Source organism: Pseudomonas sp. AF32 (assembly GCF_022342325.2).
GTDB classification, from domain to species: Bacteria; Pseudomonadota; Gammaproteobacteria; order Pseudomonadales; family Pseudomonadaceae; genus Aquipseudomonas; species Aquipseudomonas uvaldensis.
The window spans coordinates 106,834-129,336 of the sequence record NZ_RQJK02000003.1; the positions used below are offsets into that span (position 1 = coordinate 106,834).

12 protein-coding genes are annotated in these 22,503 nt (G+C 60.9%); 6 read left to right on the top strand and 6 right to left on the bottom strand.

What is annotated here, in order from left to right; translation table 11 throughout:
* Positions 1-111: 111 nt before the first annotated feature.
* From EGM97_RS04115 to EGM97_RS04130, 4 genes are all read right to left on the bottom strand, one after another.
* A complete protein-coding gene (locus EGM97_RS04115; protein ID WP_238961037.1) occupies positions 112-2,841 on the bottom strand; it encodes an RHS repeat-associated core domain-containing protein in 2,730 nt (909 codons plus the stop codon).
* Positions 2,842-2,967: 126 nt separating this feature from the next.
* Complete coding sequence (locus EGM97_RS04120) at positions 2,968-5,808, bottom strand: RHS repeat-associated core domain-containing protein (RefSeq protein WP_238961038.1); 2,841 nt, start codon at positions 5,806-5,808, stop codon at positions 2,968-2,970.
* Positions 5,809-5,811: 3 nt separating this feature from the next.
* Positions 5,812-10,269 carry a SpvB/TcaC N-terminal domain-containing protein gene (locus EGM97_RS04125; RefSeq protein ID WP_238961039.1) on the bottom strand — a complete coding sequence of 1,486 codons (4,458 nt, stop codon included), beginning with the start codon at positions 10,267-10,269 and terminating at the stop codon, positions 5,812-5,814.
* A 195-nt stretch (positions 10,270-10,464) separates the two neighbouring features.
* The gene (locus EGM97_RS04130) at positions 10,465-11,988 is read right to left on the bottom strand and encodes a fumarate hydratase (protein WP_053146885.1); all 1,524 of its coding nucleotides are present in this window, start codon (positions 11,986-11,988) and stop codon (positions 10,465-10,467) included.
* 591 nt (positions 11,989-12,579) lie between these two features.
* Between EGM97_RS04130 and EGM97_RS04135 the strand changes: the two genes are divergently transcribed.
* Both EGM97_RS04135 and EGM97_RS04140 read left to right on the top strand, forming a co-directional pair.
* Complete coding sequence (locus tag EGM97_RS04135) at positions 12,580-13,686, top strand: GGDEF domain-containing protein (protein WP_232776403.1); 1,107 nt, start codon at positions 12,580-12,582, stop codon at positions 13,684-13,686.
* A complete protein-coding gene (locus tag EGM97_RS04140; RefSeq protein ID WP_238961040.1) occupies positions 13,679-14,614 on the top strand; it encodes an iron-sulfur-binding ferredoxin reductase in 936 nt (311 codons plus the stop codon). The genes EGM97_RS04135 and EGM97_RS04140 overlap by 8 nt, the downstream gene beginning before the upstream one ends.
* Before the next feature lie 210 nt (positions 14,615-14,824).
* Here EGM97_RS04140 and pyk read toward each other — a convergent pair whose 3' ends face one another.
* Entirely contained in the window at positions 14,825-16,276 is a 1,452-nt protein-coding gene (pyk, locus tag EGM97_RS04145) for a pyruvate kinase (protein WP_238961041.1), read from the bottom strand.
* Between the two features lie 257 nt (positions 16,277-16,533).
* Here pyk and EGM97_RS04150 point away from each other — a divergent pair, with 257 nt between their 5' ends.
* The 3 genes from EGM97_RS04150 (at position 16,534) to EGM97_RS04160 (ending at position 18,295) form a co-directional block, all read left to right on the top strand.
* Positions 16,534-16,908, top strand: a complete 375-nt coding sequence (locus tag EGM97_RS04150; RefSeq protein ID WP_238961042.1) for a tetratricopeptide repeat protein — start codon at positions 16,534-16,536, stop codon at positions 16,906-16,908.
* 294 nt (positions 16,909-17,202) lie between these two features.
* On the top strand, positions 17,203-17,562 hold the full coding sequence (locus EGM97_RS04155; protein ID WP_238961043.1) for a PilZ domain-containing protein: 360 nt from the start codon (positions 17,203-17,205) through the stop codon (positions 17,560-17,562).
* 358 nt (positions 17,563-17,920) lie between these two features.
* On the top strand, positions 17,921-18,295 hold the full coding sequence (locus EGM97_RS04160) for a hypothetical protein (RefSeq protein WP_238961044.1): 375 nt from the start codon (positions 17,921-17,923) through the stop codon (positions 18,293-18,295).
* A 191-nt stretch (positions 18,296-18,486) separates the two neighbouring features.
* Here the strand turns inward: EGM97_RS04160 and EGM97_RS04165 are convergent, their stop codons facing one another.
* Entirely contained in the window at positions 18,487-18,831 is a 345-nt protein-coding gene (locus EGM97_RS04165) for a DUF6124 family protein (RefSeq protein WP_238961045.1), read from the bottom strand.
* 453 nt (positions 18,832-19,284) lie between these two features.
* On the opposite strand from EGM97_RS04165, the gene EGM97_RS04170 reads away from it, so the two are divergent.
* Positions 19,285-22,494, top strand: a complete 3,210-nt coding sequence (locus EGM97_RS04170; RefSeq protein ID WP_238961046.1) for a hypothetical protein — start codon at positions 19,285-19,287, stop codon at positions 22,492-22,494.
* Positions 22,495-22,503 lie beyond the last annotated feature (9 nt).

The window sequence follows — 22,503 nt, forward strand, 5'->3', positions numbered from 1 at the left end:
CCTTGATCGAGGTCGGGTACCGAGGGGGCAATATAGCAGCCGGGAAACGGCGCCGAACCTGTCATGTCTGACAGGGCGACCGGCTCGTGAGGGTGCAAACCGGTCATTGCGTCATCTTCGCGAGACGTTAGACATGGGTTGGGATTGCTTCATCAGGAACCGACGGTCCGTGGTGCTCATCTTTTTGTACCAGGCCATGCCTTTTTGTGCCCGATCGATGTAGTCCAGCGTGACCACGGTTTTTCTGTGCAAGACCGACCGGTGGATCGGTGCCAGGGTTTGCTGCGTCGTCATGTAGTTGACGTTGGGCAGCACGTCGCCTGGATAGATAGCGGATTTGCCCAGGGCTTTGAAGGTGGCATCCGTCTCGGCCCAACGCTGCTGCACGGTGCTTTTCCATTCGGCGAGCATTGCATCGATCTTCTGGATCTTTACGGGCGTCAGCCCCGTCTTGATGTCTTCGGCTTCCTGCGCCCGGGAGCCCAGGTTCAACAGGTTGATGCCGGGGACCACCGAGCCTACGACTCGATTCAGGAAAGAACTCGAAAACGCCTGGACCGAGGTGCTCATGGAGGTGTCCCAGGCGAGCCCCAGCCTGCTGTCGATCGCCCTGATCGACATGGCCGATGTCTGTGGGATGAGCGGCCGAAGCAGGCGAGCGGTCGGCAGGCTGGCATCGGCTGTCGCGCTGGCCATGTCGGCGCCTATGTTTCCACCGGCGAGGCCACCCAGATAAGGGATTTCATTGAGTCGTGGCGCCACCGAGCCGAACGTCTCCGCGCCCATGTAGCCACCCGCAAAACCGACCATGGCGCCAATGGTTTCACCCACCAGGTTTTTCAGCAGCTCGTTCACGATGTTCGTCTTGTGGATGATGTTGTCGATCTGCGCCAGCGCCGTCGCGGATTCCGTGCCGAGTTCGGAAATGAAGTCCGAGTAGTTCATGATCCGCCACTCGGTCCTGTTCGTCCCGCTGTCCACATAGCGCAACGGGTTATTCCCCACGAACCCGTACAGGTTCAACCCATCCACATCCCCTGCCGGATCGGCGCCGATCCAACGTTGCAGCCACGGTGCGTAGTAGCGCTCGCTGTAGGTGTACAAGCCACTGATATCCATCTCACGGCCCGAGTAACGCACGGTCTTGTACCCGACCTCCAGGGCTGATCGCGCGGTCATCCAGGCCGTGGCCCCGTACGGGTAATAACCTTCGTGACTGATCAACCGGGCGTGTTGGTCGAGCTCCATCACGCTCGAACCCAGATGATCCGGCAGGCTGTAGCGCAGCTGGTTGGCGGGGATCCCCTCCGGTTTGCCGGTAACCCAGTGCAGGCAACGTATGCTGACGGGGCCGGCGGCGAGAAGAATGACGTGTAATTGTTCGCCGCCGTCGCGGGTGCGGATTTCCAGGCCAGGCAGGTAATGCACCGCGTGGAAATGGTGGGTTGTCGCAGTGTAGGCGTCGTGGCGTTTATAAACCCGTCGGCCCTGGCTGTAGTGGTAATGCTCTTCGTCATCGGGGGCGGTATCACGCTTGACCAATGTCACCGATGCCAATTGGTCACGGGCGTTCCACTTGAGGTCCCGGCCAGGTTGCAGTACCTGCAGGTTGCCGTGACGGTCGTACAACTCATCGAATGACGGGGTCGGATCCCCCGGTGCCCAACGCGTGCCCCGGTTGCTGTGCGGGTCGATGAACATCTGGCGGGTGTGGCAGGCTCCGTCGCGTGTATGGCTGAGTTTGATCAGATTGCCGCCATGATCATATTCATAGGTTTGAAGATAGTTGCGCCGGTCGTTGGGATCGCTCGGCTGTGGGAGGGCGGGAGTGTCCGAGGGCGGACTATCGTCATAACCGCTGGCGCTGAGCAGACGATACAACGAGTCGTAGCTGAAACCGCGATGCCCATCGACCCGCTGGTTGGCGAAGTAACGGGGCGTGAAGGCATGATCGAGCATGCGGGTCATGTTACCCACAGGGTCATATTCGTATTCGAAATCCTGTAGGACAGTCTGGTCGCTCTGCGCCCATTGACGCTGCAAGCCGGCATTGGCCGGGTCATAAAGCCAGTGGCTGACCAGGCCATTACCGAGCCGTTGTTCGATAATCTGCCCGGCGGCGTTGTACCGGGCGCTTTCCAGAACCGATAGCCATTGGGTCTGCCCATTGATCTGCAACCGGGCCTGCGTCAGTTGCCCGGTCTGGTCGTAGCGCAACTGTTGCCAATGCAGACCAGCGTCGGTCCGCTCCAGAAGAGTTCCCAGCGGACCGTAGAGGTATCGACTGGTGAAGGCCTGGCCATCCTCGAAGGTGCGCGTTTCGCATAACGGCAGGCGCAGCAGGCCGTAGCTGTCCGGGCGCAAGCTGCCCGAGGGGTCGGTTTGCTGGAGCAACTGTCCGCGCAGGTTATGACCGACGTCGGCCGTGGCGTCGGCGTAGAGGAACGTATCGATCCCGGCCTGCCCGTTTTCCTCCACAGCCACCGGACGCAGTTGCTCATCGTAGGCCATTCGCCAGTGACTGCCGCGCTCATCCCAGCGCTGTCGGATCTCACCCACCAGACCCGGCAATATCAGGCGCCAGCCGGCATCGACGCTGTCGTAGCGCAATGAACTGCCACTGAGTGTAAAGAGGGCGGCCTGGTTGGGTCTGGGGCCCTGGCTGAAAAGGCGCGGGTCCCACTGCTCGACCAGGCGGCCGGCGGTACTGTAGTGCTGGCGCGATATCAGTACGGTGGCGGCGGTTGCGACCTGGCTGCGTAGATAAACACTTTGGCGTACCGGCAGGCCTCGGCCATCGATGGCGACGACGTTTGGAGTACGGAAATGGACGGTACTCATGGGTCGAAGACCTCCAGGGTGTCGCTTCGATCCTTAATCGAGGTCGGATACTGAGACGGCAATATACCGGTGAAAAGACCGCGCCGAACCTGTCAGGTCTGACAGGCCCGGTGACCTTCCGTGCAGTCAAAGGTAGGCCTGGACCGCGCTGTTCCACTGCCGATGAGTCATGTTCACCCTGCCGGTCAACACATTGAAGGGCGCGGAGCCATCCTGGGATTCCATCAGGATGTTGGCGCAGTTGAAGCAGGCGGGAAAAGCCGACGCGTCCCTGACACCCTTGAGCTTTTGCGTCACCACGAGAATCTGCGACGGATCGGTTTCACCCGTCATGGCTTTTTGAAACGCCAGCGCAACGTGCCCGCCGGCACTCTCGGCATGCATCCCCGGAAGGCCGGCGGACTTGGGCAAGTAGTGATCACTGGCGACGATGTGCGCCTTGAGCCGTCTCTGGAGAAGGGGCTGCAGCGTGGGCACCTCGTATTCCAGGCCGGCCAGATTGATCGGCTCAGGGTTCGTGCCCTTGTAGACCTTGATGGGGCGTTGCGTGTCCTGGTACATGGCGATGAGTTTCTCTTTCAGGAAACCTTCGTAACGGTCGATGTCGCCGAACTTGAAGATACCGCCCGAGACAGGATTGTCTTTTTCCAGCCCTTGATCGGCGGGTCGGTACTCCTCGACGCCATGGCGCTCGACCGTCAACTGGGCAGGCAGCGCAATGTTGAAGAAGTCGGTGAGACGGATCGTTTCTTCAGGTGTTGCGCCCGGTATTTCGAAGCCCGCGTGGGCGACCAGGTTTTCGTCCCGGTTCTTCTTGAGAAACAGCTCGGCTTCCGGATTTCCGCTGAAGTGCATTTCCCGCATTTTCTTCACTTTGGCGGGCGAACCGGAAATGGCCGGCAGCGGGTTGGCGCCGCCCTGCAGGATGAGGCGTGTGCGGTCGCTCATCAGGGCCGTGAGCCCGTTGCCTTCGGCCAGCGTCTTGTTGCTTTTGTTCAGGCCCAGAGGGTCCGAGAATCGCATCGGATTGTTCGCCACCATTGCATAGAGGTTCAAACCGTCCGCCGGCCCCGCCGGGTCCGGGTTGATCCAGCGCATCGTCCACGGCGCGTAATAGCGCAGGCCATAGTAATAAAGGCCATTCGCGTCGCGCTCCTTGCCGGAATAACGGACGGTCTTGTAGCTGGCCTGTAACGCGGAGTCGGCGGCCCACCATGCGGTGCCGCCGAAAGGGTAATAACCCTCATGGCTGATGAGCCTTGCGTCCTGGTCCAGTTCCTTCACCAGAGAACCCAAGTGATCATCCAGGCTGTAGCGCAACTGGCCCTGGTCGATTTCATCCGGCCGGCCTTTTTCCCAGTAGAGCCCGCGCACATTGAAACCCGGGCCTTGCAGTGTGCAGACGTGCAGCGCTTCGCTGTCGTCCAGGGTGCGGATTTCCAGGCCGGGCAAATAGCGCACGTCACGTACATGGCTGACGGAAGCCGCCCGGGTACGCTGGCATTTGCGCGCGCGGATGCCCTGGGCGTCGTAGACGTACTGTTCCACATCGTCGTCGGTGTCCTGGCGATGCACCAGCGTGACACTGTGCAACTGGTTACGCAGGTTCCAACTCAGTTGCTTCCCCGAACCCGGCAGTGTCATCAGGTTGCCGGCGGCATCGAAACCCAGGTCGTCGCCAGGCGTGGCATCTCCCTTGCGCCACTGGATGCAGCGATTGCTCGTCGGGTCCATCGTCAGGTGCAGCGTATGGGCCTGGCCCGGTGTCGCGCTGCTGTGGACCAGGGTGTGCAGATTACCGCCCCGGTCGTAGTGGTAATGCTGGGTATAAGGCGTGCGCAGCGAAAGGTCTACCGGTGGGATCAGCCCCGGCAGTTGGGGTTGGGTACTGGCGCCGCGAACTTCCAGGCCCGTGGCGCTTTCCAGGCGATACAGGCTGTCATGGGTAAACCGACGCTCGCCGTCGATACGCAGGTTGGCATGGTAGCGGGTGACATGGGTGTGATCGGTCAGGGACGTCAGGTTGCCCACCCGATCGTATCGGTAGCTGAAATGCTGGTGAATGTCATCGCCTTTCACGGCGTTGCATTCGCACAGTCGGCCATCGGCGGGGTCGTGGCTGTAGGCGATCATGACGCCGTTACCGGCGGTGTACTCCTGGAGGTTGCCGTCGGCGTTGTACTGCATCCGCTCGACAATGACCTGCGAGGTCGGGCTGCCCGCCCATTGCAGGCGACAGGCCTTGAGCTGGCCGGCGATGTCCAGGTCCACGTGTTGCAGGTGGCCTCCGGCATCGGTCTGACCGAGCATCTGCGCCATTGCGCCGTAATGCCAGCGCGTGTCGTAGCCAGTGGGCTCGAGCAGGGTGTCGCGTCCGCCCTCATCGGCGGGCCAATCCGGCGGCGCCAGCGTATCGGGAAAGCGCCTGGACTGATGCAACGGTGCCCCGGCCATTGAATAGTCATCTGTCGTCAACCGTCCGGCCGTGTCGTAGTGCGCCACCAACCGGCCGCATTGATTGTGCCGGGCGCGGTCGCTGGTGTTTTCGCCGTAGTGCAGGTATTCGACGGTGGCCCATGCCTGGTCCTGGCTTCGTTCACGGATGACCAGGGGACGTAACTGGTTGTCGTAGTCGATTCGCTGCTCGCTGCCGCGACCCTCCCAACCCTGTAGTCGTTGCCCGGCTACGCCGAAGAGCTCCCGGCGCATTCCACCGTCGACGTTCTCGGTGAGCAGCGGTGTTCCCGACAGGCTGTAGACACTGTACAGATTGGCCGTTTCCGTGCCGTGCAACCGAGGGTCCCATTGGAAGATGATGCGGCCGGCCACGTCGAACGCCTGGGCCGTGACCATCCGTTCTATCTCGTCACCGGTGGAGCCGCGCAGGTAATCCACGCGCCGGACCGGCCCGCCACGCCCGTCGAACACCGCCAGGCGCGGCGTGTTTGCATGGGCCTGCCTGCTCACCTGTCAGGCCCCTGGATCCGTATCGTTGTAATCGAAGTCGCATTGATACCAGGGATGGTGGACATGCCAGGCCTCGTGCCCCTTGGCATTGATGACCTTGATCAAGCGTCCCGGCGGGTCGTAGAACTGTTGGTCGTGATAGCCGTGCACCCGCAACGACGCGTCGTTGATGTAGCGCCAGGCATCGGCGAAATAAGGCCGATAGACCCGCGTGACCAAACCCTTGTTGTCGTACTCGACCCGTTCGCTCACCCGCCAGCGCTGTTCCGCGTGATGCTGGAGCGGCTTGCCGTCCTCCACCACCAGCGAGCCGTCCTCGGCCACGGCATAGGCTTGCCCGGCTTCGACCCGCTGCTTGGTTTGCAGAGGACGGCCGAATCCGTCGACGGCGCTGAGGGCGATGCGGATCTGTTGCAGCGGATCGTCCGGGTAACGATCGGCGCTCAGTACGACACTGTGGACAGGCTCTCGGACCGTGGCCTGTATCAGCATCCACAGCAATTCCTGGGCGACAGAGCGCTGGCCCAGGCTTGCCAGGCGAGCGCGGGCCGAAGCGCGGACATGGCCGTCGGGCAGCACGTAGCGTGCGCCAATCCATTCGTCGCGCTGGGTAGAGAGCACCAGGGTGACATCGATGGCGCCCATCCAACTGAGCATGTCGGTGCGTACCGCGCTGGCGATCCTGCCCAGGGTTTCCTGCGGATGCTCGATAGCGTGACCGGGTGTCAGGTCTTCGGGCGGCCGATACGTGGCGATGTCATCGAAGCCGGCAGGGACGCCGTTTTCAGTGCCATGAAAGGTGACGCCCAACGGAACGCCGCCCGGACCGTACGCTGCCTGTTGGGGGTTGTCGTTGGCGTCGATGATCTGCCGTGGCAACAGCCAGTGATAGTCGTAGTCGAGCCGCGTGGTGCAGCCATCCGGCAGGGTCACCGTGGTAGTCATGAAGTGATAGGGGTCGTACCCGACGGTGGTTTCGCCATGGCTCTGGGTTTCTTGCAGTGCGCTTAGCTGGAAGAACCCCGAAAGGGGCAGATAGGTGGCAAAACCGACTTTTTTCGACCAGAGATTTTCGGCTTCGTCTTCGTCCGGGTCATCCGGCAGGAACAGCCTCATGGGCTCGAAGCCAATGGTCTCCAGTTGTTCGCGAATGTCGAAGGGGGGCGGTACGGCGTCGTAGGCGTCAAGCGCCTGTTGGTCGAATTCAGCCACCTCCAGCGGGCCGCGCAGGGCCTGGAAGGCGATGTCGTCGTGTTCGTCCAGCAGGTAGCTCTGCTCCTGAAGTGCGATCAACTGTCGGGCCGCTGTCCATTGCGGGGAGTCCTGATGTTCGAGGAAGGTTTCATAGTTGACCTGTCGGGGCGTGAGCCCCTGTGGCAATTCGCCTTTGGGGCGTTGCAGGCCGTTGGCCCTGGAACGCCATGGCAGGCCCAGGCGCTGGCGCAGCCCCGTATCGTCGATCAGGTGCAGGTACTCGTCCCGTTTCTCGATGATGTGGAACACCTGTTGCTGATCGTCATGGGCATCGCGCCACCAGCCGTTTTCGACTTCATCGTCGAAGGGCGGCGTATCGAGCGCGGTAAGACGCCGGGCGTAGTGAACGGCAAAACTGTGGGTAAGCTGGCCGAAGCGGTTCCATTTCAGGTTGATGCCGTGTTCGGTTTGCGGGTCGTCGGTAAAACCGTCGTATTGGTGGCTGAGGGTTTCCAGCGCCAGCACCAACAGGCTTTTGTGATGGGCATGGGGATGGCGCAGCAGGTAGCGTTGTTGCGTCACCGTGTAGGGCTTGGTGGGTGTCTCGGCCGGCTCGACGGGGTGGGTTTCACTGCGTAATACGCGGCCGCCCAGGGCGTAGGCCATGTCCCGTGCGGTGTCCGGGTCGGGGGTGATGATTTCGTTGGCTTCGTCGCTTTCGTGGAAGCGGGTCAGCAGCGTCGGGCCCAACGGCACCGCGTCGGTGTCGCCTTCGAAACAGTCCTTTAGCGGTTGATCGACGGAGCGGCCGGTGTGGAACCAGGTCTTGACCAGCACCGGCGCGGTGAAACCGCCAGGTGTCTCGCCGTCGGGCACCTCGCTGTCCACCTGGTACAAGCGGCCGAACCCCCGGAATTCACGGTGATAGCCGTCATAGTTGCCTTCGAAATAGGTGAAGCATTGGGTCAGGCAATTGCCGGTGATTTCATCCAGTTGCTGTTGCCGTGCCAACAGCGGCAAGGCCAGGGGCAGGTAGCAGGTCGGCTTTTCCTCTTTCGCCACCCGCTGCTGCTTTTCATCCAGCCAGAATTGCGCGCTGCTGCGGTACGCCAGGGCGGTGCTGCAGCCCATGTTGTTGTTCGTGCCGTTGAGCAGATAGGGCCGCATCGCGACGAAGTCATAGCGCCAGTGCCCGGGTTTTTCCATCTCCGGCGTCATGTGCGGCGTGCTCAGGATCAGGCTGGCACAGCCCAGGCCTTGCAGATCGGCCAGGGTGACCTGGCACACGTTGTCGTAGCGCACGCCCGTGGGCCAGGGCACCCGGACAGGGGTTTGCTCAAGGCCATTGCCGCCGCGGTTGAGGTAGATCTCGAAACAGTCGCTGTTGAGGTAGATCAGCGCGGGCGCCCCGGACCCATCCAGGTCGGCGATCCGCACCCGGTCGGCATCGAACTGGCCATAGCCGAAAGGCAGGGCGCTCATGACGAAACCTTCGCCGAAACGCCCATGGCCGAGGTTCGGCCAACATTTGATTTCATCGAAGCGGATGCGGCACAGCTCGGTACTGTCGCTGCCCAGCAGGTTGCCGAACAGCACCAACTCGCTGCGCAGGTCGCTGAACAAGGGCAGGTCGCTGTCCGGTTCATGGGGCACATCGACGCCGGGGGCGAAACCCTGCTCGCGAAGGTTGGCGTACAGCCGGACGCTTCTGGGGCCGATCATGGCCAGGGAACGCGAGCCGTCGCCGGTCAGGTCGCCCAGCTGCGCGGCCGGGTGCAGGAACTCCGTCGGGTACTGTTCGAAGCTCGTGAAGCCTGACCAAGTGCGGTCCGGGTTGAGGGTGTAGAAGCCACTCATGCCGGGCTGGCTGACGATCCAGTTGAGGCGACCTCTGCCGGTCAGGTCGGTCAGCACTTGCATCACTGTCGGATTGTCGGTGGCGACCGGCAGGTTCTCCAGCAGCGACCACGGGCCGTAAGCGATCTCGTCACCGTCGGCGCCGCGTTCGGGTTCGCGGTAATACCAGCCATCGGTGTAGCGGCACAGAAAGCCCGGCACCCCTTCACCGTAGAGGTCGACACATTGATAGCGCCGGCCGTCTTCGAGGGCGGGCATGGTTTCCAGTTCGAAGAAGGTAGCGGGGCTGAGATTGGGTTCAAAACCGCTGTATTGCAGCTCGACGGGAGGGCGGTATTGGATTCGGTCCTCGGCATCCCAGGCCTGGTAATGGGCAGCGGTCAGCAGGCTGTAGCCCAGCGCGGTAGCGGTGTATTCCAGCAAAAGCCGCTGTACCAGGGCGGGTTCGGTGCCGGCTTCGGCGGGGAAGTGATGGAACATCAGCACCTGATGACACAAGCGCCGCGTGCCGACTTCGAAGCCATACCGGTAAGTGTGGAGGGGATCGCTGCGCAGCGGCCAGGACGTGTCGTCGGATGCCTGCCAGGAAGGTTTTTGCGCGAGATCGAGAGTGCGTTGACCGTAGTCGAACAGCAGGTGGAAATGCCAGTTCCGGTTGGCCGGGTCTTCGTCTTCGAAACAGTACAGGGTCTCGCTGGCCGTGGCGTTGCCATAGCACACCCGGCGCAAGTAGCGCTGGGCACGATAATCGTGAGGACCGTCGAACGGGCCGGGATCGGCCGCGTATTCATAATAGATGTGTTCGCCCAAGGGGCTGACTTCTTCCAGCAACAGCCATTCAGCGATGCGTATGGGGCTTGCGGGGTCGGCATCGGACTTGGGTTCGGCGATACGCGACGCTTCGCTGTAGCCGTAGCAATACACATGACCGTTGCTGCCCTGGACGCGCCAGAACGGCGCCCGCCCGTCGCTGGGCGTCCAGAGTTCATACACATCGAAAGCACTTTCGACCCTGGGGTAATAACGCACCACCGAGCAGGTGACGTTGCCGGGTCCTGGCAAGGCGTGAATGACCGGCACATCCTCGTTCAGCTCCGGCCAACGTTCCACCCCGTCGGCATCGATCATCACATCCTCATTGTCGTAGCGGGGCACGCCATCGCTGGTGCGGCGGGCGATGCTGGCGACGGACAACCGCATGCCGATGCCGAAGGTGCCATTGCCACTCTGGCTGTCGTAGTGCAGCGCCAGTGCCGGCGTCAGGTGGCGAGCGCTGGACAGAGGCAGGGGCAATTCGAAGGAGGCGGCACCTCGGGTGCCGACAGGGCCGATCCGGTGGCCAATCGTGGCAATGGATGCGCTATTGGCGATGGTGGGGGTCACAATCTGGAGGGGCGTGTGCTCTGCCATCGGGGATCATCTCGTTAGGCAACGCCAGGGCCACTGCCTGGCAAAACATGAGGATGCCAAGAGATAGCCGATGGGTAACCTGTCAGATCCGACAGGTGCGCAGGGAGGCCGATAAGTGGTAGGTGCCGGCTGCGGACATGAAAAAAGGCCGGTGGGTTTGTCGCCCACCGGCCTTTCTTGCGATTCAAAGTGCTGTTACTGCACTTCTACCGCCAGGTTTTCGCTGATCTTCTTCTGCCAGATCGCCGGGCCGGTGATGTGCACCGACTCGCCTTTGCTGTCGACCGCAACGGTCACCGGCATGTCCTTGACCTCGAACTCGTAGATCGCTTCCATGCCCAGTTCGGCGAACGCCAGGACCTTGGATTTACGGATCGCCTGGGCCACCAGATAGGCAGCTCCCCCCACGGCCATCAGGTACACCGCCTTATTGTCCTTGATCGCTTCGATGGCGGTCGGGCCGCGCTCGGACTTGCCGATCATGCCCAGCAGGCCGGTCTGCTCCAGGATCTGGCGGGTGAACTTGTCCATCCGCGTGGCGGTGGTCGGTCCGGCCGGGCCGACCACTTCGTCACCGACCGGATCGACCGGGCCGACGTAGTAGATGAAGCGACCCTTGAGGTCCACCGGCAGGGTTTCACCCTTGTTCAGCATCTCGACCATGCGCTTGTGCGCCGCGTCGCGGCCGGTGAGCATCTTGCCGTTGAGCAGTACGGTTTCGCCCGGTTTCCAGCTCTGGACTTCTTCCGGGGTCAGGGTGTCGAGGTTCACGCGGCGGGCCGATGGGCCGGCTTCCCAGACGATTTCCGGGTAGGCGTCCAGGGGCGGCGCTTCCAGCGAAGCCGGGCCGCTACCATCCAGCACGAAGTGGGCGTGGCGGGTGGCGGCGCAGTTGGGGATCATGCACACCGGCAACGAAGCGGCGTGGGTCGGGTAATCCATGATCTTCACGTCGAGCACGGTGGTCAGGCCGCCCAGGCCCTGGGCGCCGATGCCCAGTTGGTTGACCTTCTCGAACAGCTCCAGGCGCATCTCTTCGATACGGTTCTGCGGGCCGCGGGCCTTGAGCTCATGAATGTCGATGGATTCCATCAACACTTCTTTCGCCATGACGGCCGCTTTCTCGGCGGTACCGCCGATGCCGATGCCGAGCATGCCCGGTGGGCACCAGCCGGCACCCATGGTCGGAACGGTCTTGAGTACCCAGTCGACGATGGAGTCGGACGGGTTGAGCATCGCCATCTTCGACTTGTTTTCGGAGCCGCCACCCTTGGCCGCCACGTCCACTTCCACGGTGTTGCCCGGGACGATGGAATAGTGGATGACTGCCGGGGTGTTGTCCTTGGTGTTTTTACGCGCACCTGCCGGGTCGGCGAGGATCGATGCACGCAGGACGTTCTCCGGCAGATTGTAGGCGCGACGCACGCCCTCGTTGATCATGTCGTCCAGGCTCATGGTCGCGCCATCCCAGCGTACGTCCATGCCCACGCGCACGAACACGGTCACGATGCCGGTGTCCTGGCAGATCGGCCGGTGGCCGGTGGCGCACATGCGCGAGTTGATCAGGATCTGTGCCATGGAGTCACGGGCCGCTGGCGATTCTTCGCGCAGGTAGGCCTCGTGCATCGCCTGGATGAAATCCACGGGGTGGTAATAGGAAATGAACTGCAGGGCGTCGGCAACGCTCTGAATCAGGTCGTCTTGCTTGATCACGGTCATGAGTCGCGCTCCTCTCTAAAACGGGAACATTCTATAGGGCAGCTTCAAGCTGCAAGTTCCGAGCGGCAAGCTGAAGCAGTTTGCGTACTGCTCCGAACTTGTCGCTTGAGGCTTGTAGCTCGAAGCTGACCCGCAGGGTCAAGACACGCCGGGCATGTTGGCGCGACGTTAAAAAGGCGCGGCAGTATATCGCAGGCGGGCACCCTGTGGGAGCGAGCTGCCTTAGTGGAGAGATTTATCTGTGGAGGGAATTTATCTATGGAGGAAATTTATCTGTGAAGGGAATTTATCTGTGGCGAGGGGATTTATCCCCGCTGGGCTGCGAAGCAGACCCAAAAAGACAGGAGGACATTAACCTGACACACCGCAGTAGCCGCTTTCAGGTCTGCTTCGCAGCCCAGCGGGGATAAATCCCCTCGCCACAATGGGCATCTGCCCGCACTCAACACTGCGGCAATATTGGCCATTGCTTTGACGCCATTTTTCTGCTCCAGAATTGAATGGTCATTTGTCGAACACGCCACTAAAGTGGCGTCTGGCCTGCAGTGTAGGACTGATTTTTCAGTTTCATTTCCAACGGTGAGTCAACGATTGACCCATAACGCCATTCAACGTCTCCTGCTCAAACGCTTCGCCCTGGCGGCTGCGACCTACGCGCTGGCGCTGGTGTTGTTGTGGCTGGCCTATCTAAGTGGTCATTACCTCGATTCGTTGCGCAACGTCATCGTCGGCAGCGCATTGGTGGTGCTGTGCCAGGGGGCGCTCTTCGTGCTGTTCATCACGGATCGCAACCTGCGTTTCGCCGACCCCAGCCTCACCGAAATACAGGTTCTGATCGGCCTGGGCTGGCAAACCTGGATGATGATGCACCTGGATCAGGCCCGAGGTGTGTTCCTGGTGTTCTATATGCTGATCCTGCTGTTCGGGCTGTTTCACCTGTCCCGGCGGGCCTTCGTGCGGTGTGCGGCGCTGGTGTTCATCAGCTTCACCGGCATAACCCTCTGGGATGCCTACTTCTTTCGGCTGTCCGATCCGACGCTGGCCGGCTTGCAGGTGTGTGTGCTGTTTATCGTGTTGGTGTGGCTGGTGTTCTATGCCCGTTATGTCCAGACCTCACGCCAACGCATGCGTCAGCGACGGTTCGCCCTGCAGGCGCACCAGGACACCCTGCGCGGCATGATGCGCCAGCTCGAAGACCTGGTGGCCACCGATGAGCTGACCGGGCTGTTCAACCGTCGGCACTTCCTTCGCCTGGCGACCCGGGAACTCAATGCTCTCAAGCCCGGTGTCGCCCACGGCCTGGCCTTGATCGACCTCGATCATTTCAAGCGCATCAACGATCTGCACGGCCATGCCGCCGGCGATCAGGTGCTTCAGGCGTTTGCCGGCGTCGCCACGGCCTGCCTGCGGGAAGGGGATGTGCTGGCCCGTTATGGCGGTGAAGAATTCGTGATGCTGCTGCCTGACTGCGACCCCGCGCGCCTGACCGCCTGTTGCGAACGACTGCGACGGGCGTTCAGCGAGGTCGAGCTGGCAGGCTTGCGGCTAGGATCGCTCAGCCTGTCGGTGGGCATGACCCTGCTGGAAATCGACGACGACCTGGACGGCGCCTTGCAGCGTGCCGACCAGGCCTTGTACCGTGCCAAGCGCGACGGGCGTAACCGATGCGCGGCGGCCTGGGAGAATGTCGATGCCTGAAGTGACAGTCGCCGACCGGCATTTTACGGTGGCGGTGGGCAGCAACCTGCTGGACGCGTTGAATCAGTCCGGCGTAGCGGTGCCCTACAGTTGCCGTGCCGGTAGTTGCCATGCGTGCCTGGTGCAATGCGTGGCCGGCGATGTGCGCGACAGCCGGCCCGACGCCCTGAGCCCGACGCAGCGTGACCAGGGCTGGCGCCTGGCTTGCCAATGCCAGGTGGTCGAGGATGTACGGATCCACACGTTCGACCCGCAGCGCGACGGCCAGGCGGCCCGGGTCGCCGCGGTGGACTGGCTGGGGCCCAACGTACTGCGCCTGCGCATCACCCCGGAACGGGCACTGCGTTACCGGGCCGGCCAACACATGGTGCTGTGGCTGGGCGAGGTCGCTCGACCGTATTCCCTGGCGAGCCTGCCCGAGGAAGACCGGTTCCTGGAATTTCATCTGGATTGTCGCCAGGCCGGTCAATTCGTCGATGCAGCGCGGTCCTTGAGCGTAGGCGACCCCATCCGCCTGGGCGAGCTGCGCGGCGGCGCGTTGCATTACGACCCCGACTGGCACGACCGACCGCTCTGGCTGCTGGCCGCCGGTACCGGGCTGGGACCGTTGTTCGGCATCCTGCGCGAAGCGCTGCGCCAGCAGCATCAAGGGCCGATTCATCTCGTTCATGTGGCTCATGACGCGGCCGGGCATTACCTGGACAAGCCCTTGGCGGCGCTGGCGGCCAAGCACCGGAACCTCACCGTCGAGTTACTGACCTCGGCTCAAGCGCCGTCTGCACTGGCTAAACTGCGACTGGCGTCCCGGCAGACCCTGGCCCTGGCCTGCGGCCATCCCGAGCGGGTCGAGGCTTTTGCCAAGCGTTTGTACCTGGCGGGGTTGCCGCGTAATCAACTGTTGGCGGATGTGTTCCTTACCCGGGGTTGAGTTTGTGTGGTGGCCGTTCGGGCCTCTTCGCGGGCAAGCCCGCTCCCACAAAATTTTGTGTCGAACCCAAGCTTAACGAACACCTCAACCCGCTGTGGGAGCGGGCTTGCCCGCGAAGAGGCCCGAACAGGCACCCACCGTGAAGCAGCAGAAACAAAAAAGCCCCACCATCTACATGGCAGGGCTTTTTGTATTTCAGCAACCGGTCACTCAGACCATCGGGTCGCCCACGTGCAGGATTTTCATCCCGTTGGTGCCGCCGATGGTGTGGTAGCTGTCGCCCTTGGTCAGGATGACCCAGTCGCCGGTCTGCACCACGCCACGCTTGACCAGTTCATCCACCGCCGCCTGGCTGACTTCGCCCGGTTGCAGGGCGGCCGGGTCGAACGGCACGGTGTAGACGCCGCGGAACAGCGCCGCGCGGGCCTGGGTTTCACGGTGCGGGGAGAACGCGTAGATCGGCACCGAGGAACGGATGCGCGACATGATCAGCGGCGTGTAGCCACTTTCGGTCAGGGCGATGATCGCCTTCACACCGGGGAAGTGGTTGGCGGTGTACATCGTCGCCAGCGCGATGCTCTCGTCGCAGCGCTCGAAGGTTTTGCCGATGCGGTGGCTGGAGGTCTTGCTGGTGGGGTGCTTTTCAGCGCCGATGCAAATGCGTGCCATGGCCTGCACCGCTTCGAGCGGGTAGAGGCCGGCGGCGCTTTCGGCCGAGAGCATCACCGCGTCGGTGTAGTCGAGTACGGCGTTGGCTACGTCGGACACTTCGGCGCGGGTCGGCATGGGGTTCTGGATCATCGACTCCATCATCTGGGTCGCAACGATCACCGCCTTATTGTGGCGACGTGCGTGCAGGATGATCTTCTTCTGGATACCCACCAGCTCGGCATCGCCGATTTCCACGCCCAGGTCGCCGCGGGCCACCATCACCGCGTCGGACGCCTTGATCAGGCCGTCCAGGGTTTCGTCGTCGGCCACGGCTTCGGCGCGTTCGATCTTCGCCACCAGCCAGGCGGTACCGCCGGCTTCGTCGCGCAGTTGACGGGCGTATTCCATGTCGGCGGCATCGCGAGGGAAGGACACCGCGAGGTAGTCGACTTCCATCTCGGCAGCCAGCTTGATATCAGCCTTGTCCTTGTCAGTCAGGGCCGGTGCCGTCAGGCCGCCGCCGCGACGGTTGATACCCTTGTGGTCCGACAGCGGGCCGCCGATGGTCACGACACAGTTCAGTTCCGTGGCGCTGGCGGTTTCGACGCGCATCACCACGCGGCCGTCGTCGAGCAGCAGCTCGTCGCCCACGCCGCAATCCTTGACCAGGTCCGGGTAGTCGATCCCCACCACCTGCTGGTTGCCTTCGGTCAGCGGATGGCTGGTGGAGAAGGTGAATTTGTCACCAATCTTCAGTTCGATGCGCTTGTTGGCGAATTTGGCGATACGGATCTTCGGGCCTTGCAAGTCGCCCAGCAGGGCTACGAAGCGGCCGTGCTTGGCCGCGAGGTCGCGCACCAGCTTGGCGCGAGCCTTGTGTTCTTCGGGCGTGCCATGGGAAAAGTTCAGGCGGGCGACGTCCAGGCCAGCCAGAATCAGCTGTTCGAGAACTTCCGGCGAGTGACTGGCCGGGCCTAGGGTAGCAACGATTTTGGTGCGACGGACGGACATGCAAGACTCCTCAAGTTCAAGCGCCAGCGAAGGCTACTATGGTCTTTGGGTGTAGTCATTGTTCATATGCACTACTTATTCGTTTCTTTTTCGAAATGAACATTCCCGAAGATTTTCACACCTGTTAAGTCCGAAAGCCGAACATTGCTTTTGTGGCAAGGGGACCCTCCTTGCCACAAGCGCAAGCCCGGCTCCATTTTCAGGCTGAAGATTTTGCCGGCCAGGTCGATACAGGACTCAAGACAGGAGAACCTCCCATGCGATTCGTGCTTTTTGTTGCCCTGGCCCTGAGCATCACGGGCTGCACCCGTTGGTCGATGAACCATCACATGAACCTGGCCTACAAGGCCTATGACCGTGGCAATTGCGAGCAGGTGATGCTCGAACTGTCCCAGGTCGACCGCGCCAGCCGCGCCCGCCGCTACATGCAGCCGGAAGTGTCGATGCTGCGTGGCCAGTGCCTGGAACGCCAGAAGCTGTTCATCGATGCCGCGCAAACCTACCAGTTCATCATCACGCAATACCCCACCAGCGAATACGCCTTCCGCGCCCGCGCCCGCCTGGAAACCCTGCAGAGCCTGGGGCATTACCCGACTCGAAGTGCTTCGGCAGCCCGTCCGACGGCTTTCTGACCGTTCGTCAAAAGGGTGGTCATGGGGAAGCCATCGACCATCCATCAGCTTGGCTTCGCTGCCAAATGAAAGATCATTTATCCGCTAGCCGTCCCTGAATCGTCAGCTATATTTGTACAACTCGTGGTTAGAGCTGAGTCTCTAATGACGAGGCGTCACCTGTGACCGGCAGAAGTACGGCCAAGAGGCTTGGAGGCCTCTGGCACCGGGATCGGGGAGAGCGGGCTGGCTTGGGCTCGTTCCGAAATACTGTGTTGGCTCCCTGTTGGGAACCTGGAAAAAGCGATACAGGACATGTACAAAAAGCGTCGGATCGAGCGGCAGGAGCTGCCGTGCTTCTTGAAAGTGTTCAATGGGGTCAATGACCGGCTTATTGGCTATCTGGGCAACGTATCGGCCGATGGCCTGATGTTGATCAGCACGTTGCCGTTGATGGTCGGTGCGGACTTCGACCTGCACCTGAAAATCCCCGCCGATGAAGGTCCGCAAATGGACATCAAGCTGAAGGCCACCTGTCTGTGGTGCCACGAAGACGTGACGCCGCTACACTTCGACGCTGGCTTCAGCCTGAAAACGGCGCCGCCGGAATACGCGCAACTGGTGAGCGCACTGCGGCAATATTTCAGTTTTCATTCGTTGCCGGAATCTGCCTGATCCATGCCTCAGCCAACCATGGAATGTCATGGATTTGGCTGTCACAGATGAACCCTTGTGGGAGCGAGCCTGCTCGCGAGGGGTGGCACATTCAGCATCGATGCAAGTGGGTTCCACTGCCATCGGATCGCCGCCCGGAGCAGGTTCGCTCCCACAGGTCCGTCATCGTTCTCTGGTTCTGTGAGTCAGCGCTGAACCTTCGCTTATCCAGCAAACACCGCTATCTCCGCATTCGCTGTCGCCGGTTGTCGGCACCGTCAGACTACAGGTTTGAGCCGAGAGCTTGTCGCTTACTGTATTGACGACACTATCGAAGGCGTCACCAACCGGAGCGCCTGTCAGGATGGAAGGTACGCCCATGAACACAGAAAAGAGCGGAAAACTGATTACGATAAGGGCTGCAATAGGCAGCGATTACGCAGACCTCGAAGTGGAGTGCGGGTGGACTTCGAGTGGCAATGTATTTTATGTGGATACCAAACGTTACAGGGCCAGGAACAATGGCAGATCAAAAGGCAATATCAAGGTTAAGCTTATTTCAAAAGGAGATACTGATTGGATGGTCCTGAATAATGATGATGGGGTGCAGGATGGCAAATGGCATGTTCTTGCCAAGCAGCTTACTGTGCAGGGAAACGCCAGCTCTGCAATCATACATTTCAATTGGATATACGATGTCCAGGGCTACACCGATCCCAATATGACGGGGCAAGCGACTGTGCCTTTCCCTTAGATTCTTGAAAATGGGTCTACCAATCTCCGTACCTGGATTGGCTGTCACAGATAAACCCTTGTGGAAGCGAACCTGCTCGCGAGGCGGTGGCACATTCAGCATCGATGCAAGCTGATCCACCGTCATCGTCGGATCGCCGCCCGGAGCAGGCTCGCCTCCACAGGTCCGTCATCGTTCTTTGGTTCTGTAAGTCAGCGCTGAACCTTCGCTTCGTTATCCAGCAACCGCTCCAGCAGCAACACCCCCATCTCGCCCATCTGGTGAATCGCGAGCGCCATATTGCGCGGGGCGCCTTCCAGGTCTTCCGACAAATCCAGCAGCAATGTGCTCACCGAGCAGAAGGTTTCGTAACTGTGCACCAGCAACCCTTCGGGATCGGCATCGGGCGCGACGATGAAGTAATCCAGGTGCCTTTCGGGTTTGGCCGGCGTGTCGGGCTTGAGGTAATGGTCCAGGGCTTTTTTGGCGGCTTTGTCGAGTTTTTTCGGGGAGAGTAGCGGTTCGGCTTGCGGGGGATTGGGTGTGGCCTTGAACATAATCGTATTCCTTTGTATGGAGCTGCCACCGACTCGCGACTAAACGAGAGGTGGCGGCTGAACGCAGGTTAGTCGACCGGAGGAATAGCGAAAAAAACCGGCGCGCCCGAGGGCGCCCTGCGCACAGCCACCATTTAGTGCGGGGATAGGGATGCCCGACTGGATGATGCTCATGCGTTTCGTATTACCTCCGGGCGACTAAACCCGACCGCTGATTATCAGCGACGCGAATCAAGTTACGGGGCAACGCCAAGGCGCACAAGCCGGCGGATTCTGGCGGATCTGTAGTCCGTTGCGCAAGGCGGTGTAGTCAGTTGGGCTTTTTCAGATTCAGTTGCACCGCTCGTCGGGACTGTCAGAACTAGCAGGTGTTTGAGCTGGTGCGGTGACATTCACTGAGCCCCTGAATCCTTTGGCAATGTTTCTGGTTCCGATGGAGTTGAGGACTTGGTTATGAGCGCTGGCGACGACGTTGCGGAAAGCGAACCTGAAAAGACATCAGGGGAGGGGCGTTCTGTTGGGAATATTGATGGTCCCCTTGATTCGGATGTGACTTCTTTAAAAGGTGAGATTTTTTTGGAGGCTGTGGATGGCAATCTTTGGGCGAACTTCACAGCTTTGTATACATGGTCCCCGGATGGCAGATCGTTAGAACTGACGAGGCCAAAATACAGTGCAAAAAACAACGGCAGCAGGAAAGGTAACGTTCGTATAAACCTTATATCAGCAGTCGAAACGGGTATGCGTGAGCTGACGAACGATGACGCGATTCAAGATGGGCAGTGGCATGAAATTAATACAACGATGACAGTGGCAGGGAATGCTAGTTTTGTAGAGGTGTATTTTAAATACACCTACGACAAGGATTTTGGAGATCCGCACCTTTACGCTGACAAAACCTATAGGTTTACTCCCGGAGCACCCATTATCACAGGCCCATCGGGTGAGGCTAGTACTATATCAATCACTGTTACAGGGACTGGCGGTGTGCATGGTACCGGTGCAATAACCGTTCATAATGCTAACGGCGATGGCCTTTTGCGCGCCGCCGAGATTCAAACCAATGGCAGTTGGAGGGCAATCTTCGATATACCGAGTGGGGTATCTACGCTGACATTTTATGCGCTACAGAAGATAGGAAACCTGACGTCAGCTAAATCGAATCTTATGACAATCACTTTGGCGCCGACGACCCTTGTAGTGCCGGCACTTAACGCCGTAGTGCGTGCCGATCAGCTTGTGTTCAAAGGGGCAGGATTTCCCGGTGCCAAAGTTTGGGCAGTTGTTCCGAATTACGGCACTGAGTTGTCCGAAAAAGTTACAGTACCAACGAGTAAAACCTGGGAGGCTCGGGGCGAGCCTCTCTCCAATGGAGTCCACTTGGCGCAGGCCGCTTATCAAATCGGGACCGCGCCAATTAAATATACCGAAGAGCATCGTCCATTCACTGTCTTGGACAAACTATCCATCACCGGCCCCTCAGACAATCAGGATATGAGCTTCACCGTATCCGGAAACAATGGACTGACGGGCGCCAGCGTCGATGTAAAAGTTGATTTCGATAACACCCGCGTCGGTGACGGCGAGGTAGGAGCGGGCGGTGCCTGGAGTGCCAGGGTACAAATGCCAAAAGCCGGACCAACCTCTTTAGTGGCCGAACAGACTTATCAAGGCGTTACCTCGCAACGCAGCGTCGCCCGAGCCTTCAAGATCAAACCCCCGAAACTGACCAATATTCAAGTGACCTACCCCAGCCCCGGTGTTGTGAGATTTTCGGGGGCCGGATATGAAAGCGGTACCCGGGTGGAAATTTTTGTCACCAATGGTGCGCTTCAGGTTTCCACCAATGTGGTTGACCGCTCGTGGTCCGTCGACTGGCCCGATCAACCTCCAGCATCGGCGCGGCAGATGAACGCCCAGCAGGGTGTAGCCGATGGTGGAGGCTGGATTTACTCTGATCGCAGCGACAATTTCACTGTCACCATCCCTGTCCCGATTCCCACCCTTACGGTGGACGTCGGCCCCGACCGCAAACCGGTTTTCTCTGGCACCGGCCACAGCTGGACCGACCAGCCGGCCGCGCGGATCGAGGTGCGGCGAGTAGGGGAGTCGACGCCTGCCGCGCCCATTGCCAGTGTCAATAACAACACTTGGTCAACCATCGCGACCGAAGCCTGGAACCCAGGGATCTACTTCGTCGAAGCCTGCCAACTGTTCAGGCCGGCAGGGGAGAGCAGTGACCTGCGGTCTGAGCCGACTCCATCGCGGGAATTCACCATTCGCGCCCCGGTGCCCACCGTGGAGTTCCGCCACGACGGCTTGACGCCGCACTTTTCCGGCACCTGCCTGGACGGTGGGCAGGTGCAGCTTTGGTTCGACGGCGACTCCGATTCACCTTATGACGCGGTGGTGAGCGGTACCACCTGGACCTTCACCCGAGACGCGCCGTTCATGCCGGGCGCATATACCGCCAGGGTGAAACAGTCATTCGGCGGCCAGACTTCGGACGAGGTGCCCCAGCGGTTCGACATCGTGGTGTTGAAGCCGCTCATCACTTATCCCGTCGATGAAGACGTGGATCACAATCCAATCATCCGGGGCACCGGCGGCATTCCGCGGGCGACGATGCGGGTGCATGAGTTCGTCTCGGAAGGGTTCCTCGGCGAAGCACCGGTCACGGGGGATGAATGGTCGGTGCCGATTCTGGAGGACCTCTCGTTCGGCGATCACAAGGTTTACGCCGTCCAGCAATATGGCGAATTTCCGTCCGAGAAAAGCGATCCGGCCAGTTTCAAGGTGATCCTGTTTCCCCCCACCATCGACCGTCCTCAGCCGGGCGATGCCCTGGCTCGTGTCTCGATCATCGACGGCCATGCCCGCAAAGCGTCCGGGGTGGACACGGCGACGGTCGAGTTGTGGCTCGACGGCGCGGACGAGCCGTTGGCCACAGTGCGGGCCAGGGGCGTCGATGGCTACTGGTCCTATGAAACCCACTTGCCGGTGGGCGACTACACACTGCGGGCCAGACAGGTCTTCCAGGGCAAGTACTCCGATTTCGGTCCCGACCACGAATTCACTGCCGTGCCGGCCATCCCGCTCATCGAGTCGCCGGCACTGCAACAGCACCTCGGCGCGAGGGCCACGATCTCCGGCCATGGTTATGTCGGCGATTGGGTGGAAGTGGCCTGGAGCGACGCGCCCGACACGCTGTTGGGCAGGGCGCAGGTACAAGCGAACCGCACCTGGTCGATCCCCCTGGATATCGCACGCCCGGCCGGCAGCCATTCATTGATGGTGCAACAGGAATGCGATGGCTATCGCTCCGGCTGGAGCGCTGCCCATGAAGTGTTGTTGCTTTCGCCAGCACCGACGTTCACTACCCCGGATGCCGGGCGCTGGTTTGCAGGCCAGGTGCTGTTCGAAGGCACCGGCGAGACCGGCAAAGGCGTGGATGTGTCCCACTGGTTCGATGCCCGGCAGTTGATCGCACGGGACCGTCCGGTGTCCGGCGGCGCCTGGACCGGCTCGCCTGAAGAGCCGTTGGCGCCCGGTTCGCACTGGGCGAAGGCACGGCAGAGTGCAACGGGCTGGGGCGATAGCCCGCGTTTTGAAGTGGCCCAGGTAGAGGAAAGCCCCACGGCTCCTGCCGTCTCCAATCGTTAAAGCGGAGCA

What these genes read in the sequence shown, in the direction of transcription:
- EGM97_RS04115 (WP_238961037.1), bottom strand. Translation starts at nt 2,841, where the DNA reads ATGAGTACCGTCCATTTCCGTACTCCAAACGTCGTCGCCATCGATGGC.
- EGM97_RS04125 (WP_238961039.1), bottom strand. Translation starts at nt 10,269, where the DNA reads ATGGCAGAGCACACGCCCCTCCAGATTGTGACCCCCACCATCGCCAAT.
- EGM97_RS04130 (WP_053146885.1), bottom strand. Translation starts at nt 11,988, where the DNA reads ATGACCGTGATCAAGCAAGACGACCTGATTCAGAGCGTTGCCGACGCC.
- EGM97_RS04140 (WP_238961040.1), top strand. Translation starts at nt 13,679, where the DNA reads ATGCCTGAAGTGACAGTCGCCGACCGGCATTTTACGGTGGCGGTGGGC.
- pyk (WP_238961041.1), bottom strand. Translation starts at nt 16,276, where the DNA reads ATGTCCGTCCGTCGCACCAAAATCGTTGCTACCCTAGGCCCGGCCAGT.
- EGM97_RS04150 (WP_238961042.1), top strand. Translation starts at nt 16,534, where the DNA reads ATGCGATTCGTGCTTTTTGTTGCCCTGGCCCTGAGCATCACGGGCTGC.
- EGM97_RS04155 (WP_238961043.1), top strand. Translation starts at nt 17,203, where the DNA reads ATGTACAAAAAGCGTCGGATCGAGCGGCAGGAGCTGCCGTGCTTCTTG.
- EGM97_RS04160 (WP_238961044.1), top strand. Translation starts at nt 17,921, where the DNA reads ATGAACACAGAAAAGAGCGGAAAACTGATTACGATAAGGGCTGCAATA.
- EGM97_RS04165 (WP_238961045.1), bottom strand. Translation starts at nt 18,831, where the DNA reads ATGTTCAAGGCCACACCCAATCCCCCGCAAGCCGAACCGCTACTCTCC.
- EGM97_RS04170 (WP_238961046.1), top strand. Translation starts at nt 19,285, where the DNA reads ATGAGCGCTGGCGACGACGTTGCGGAAAGCGAACCTGAAAAGACATCA.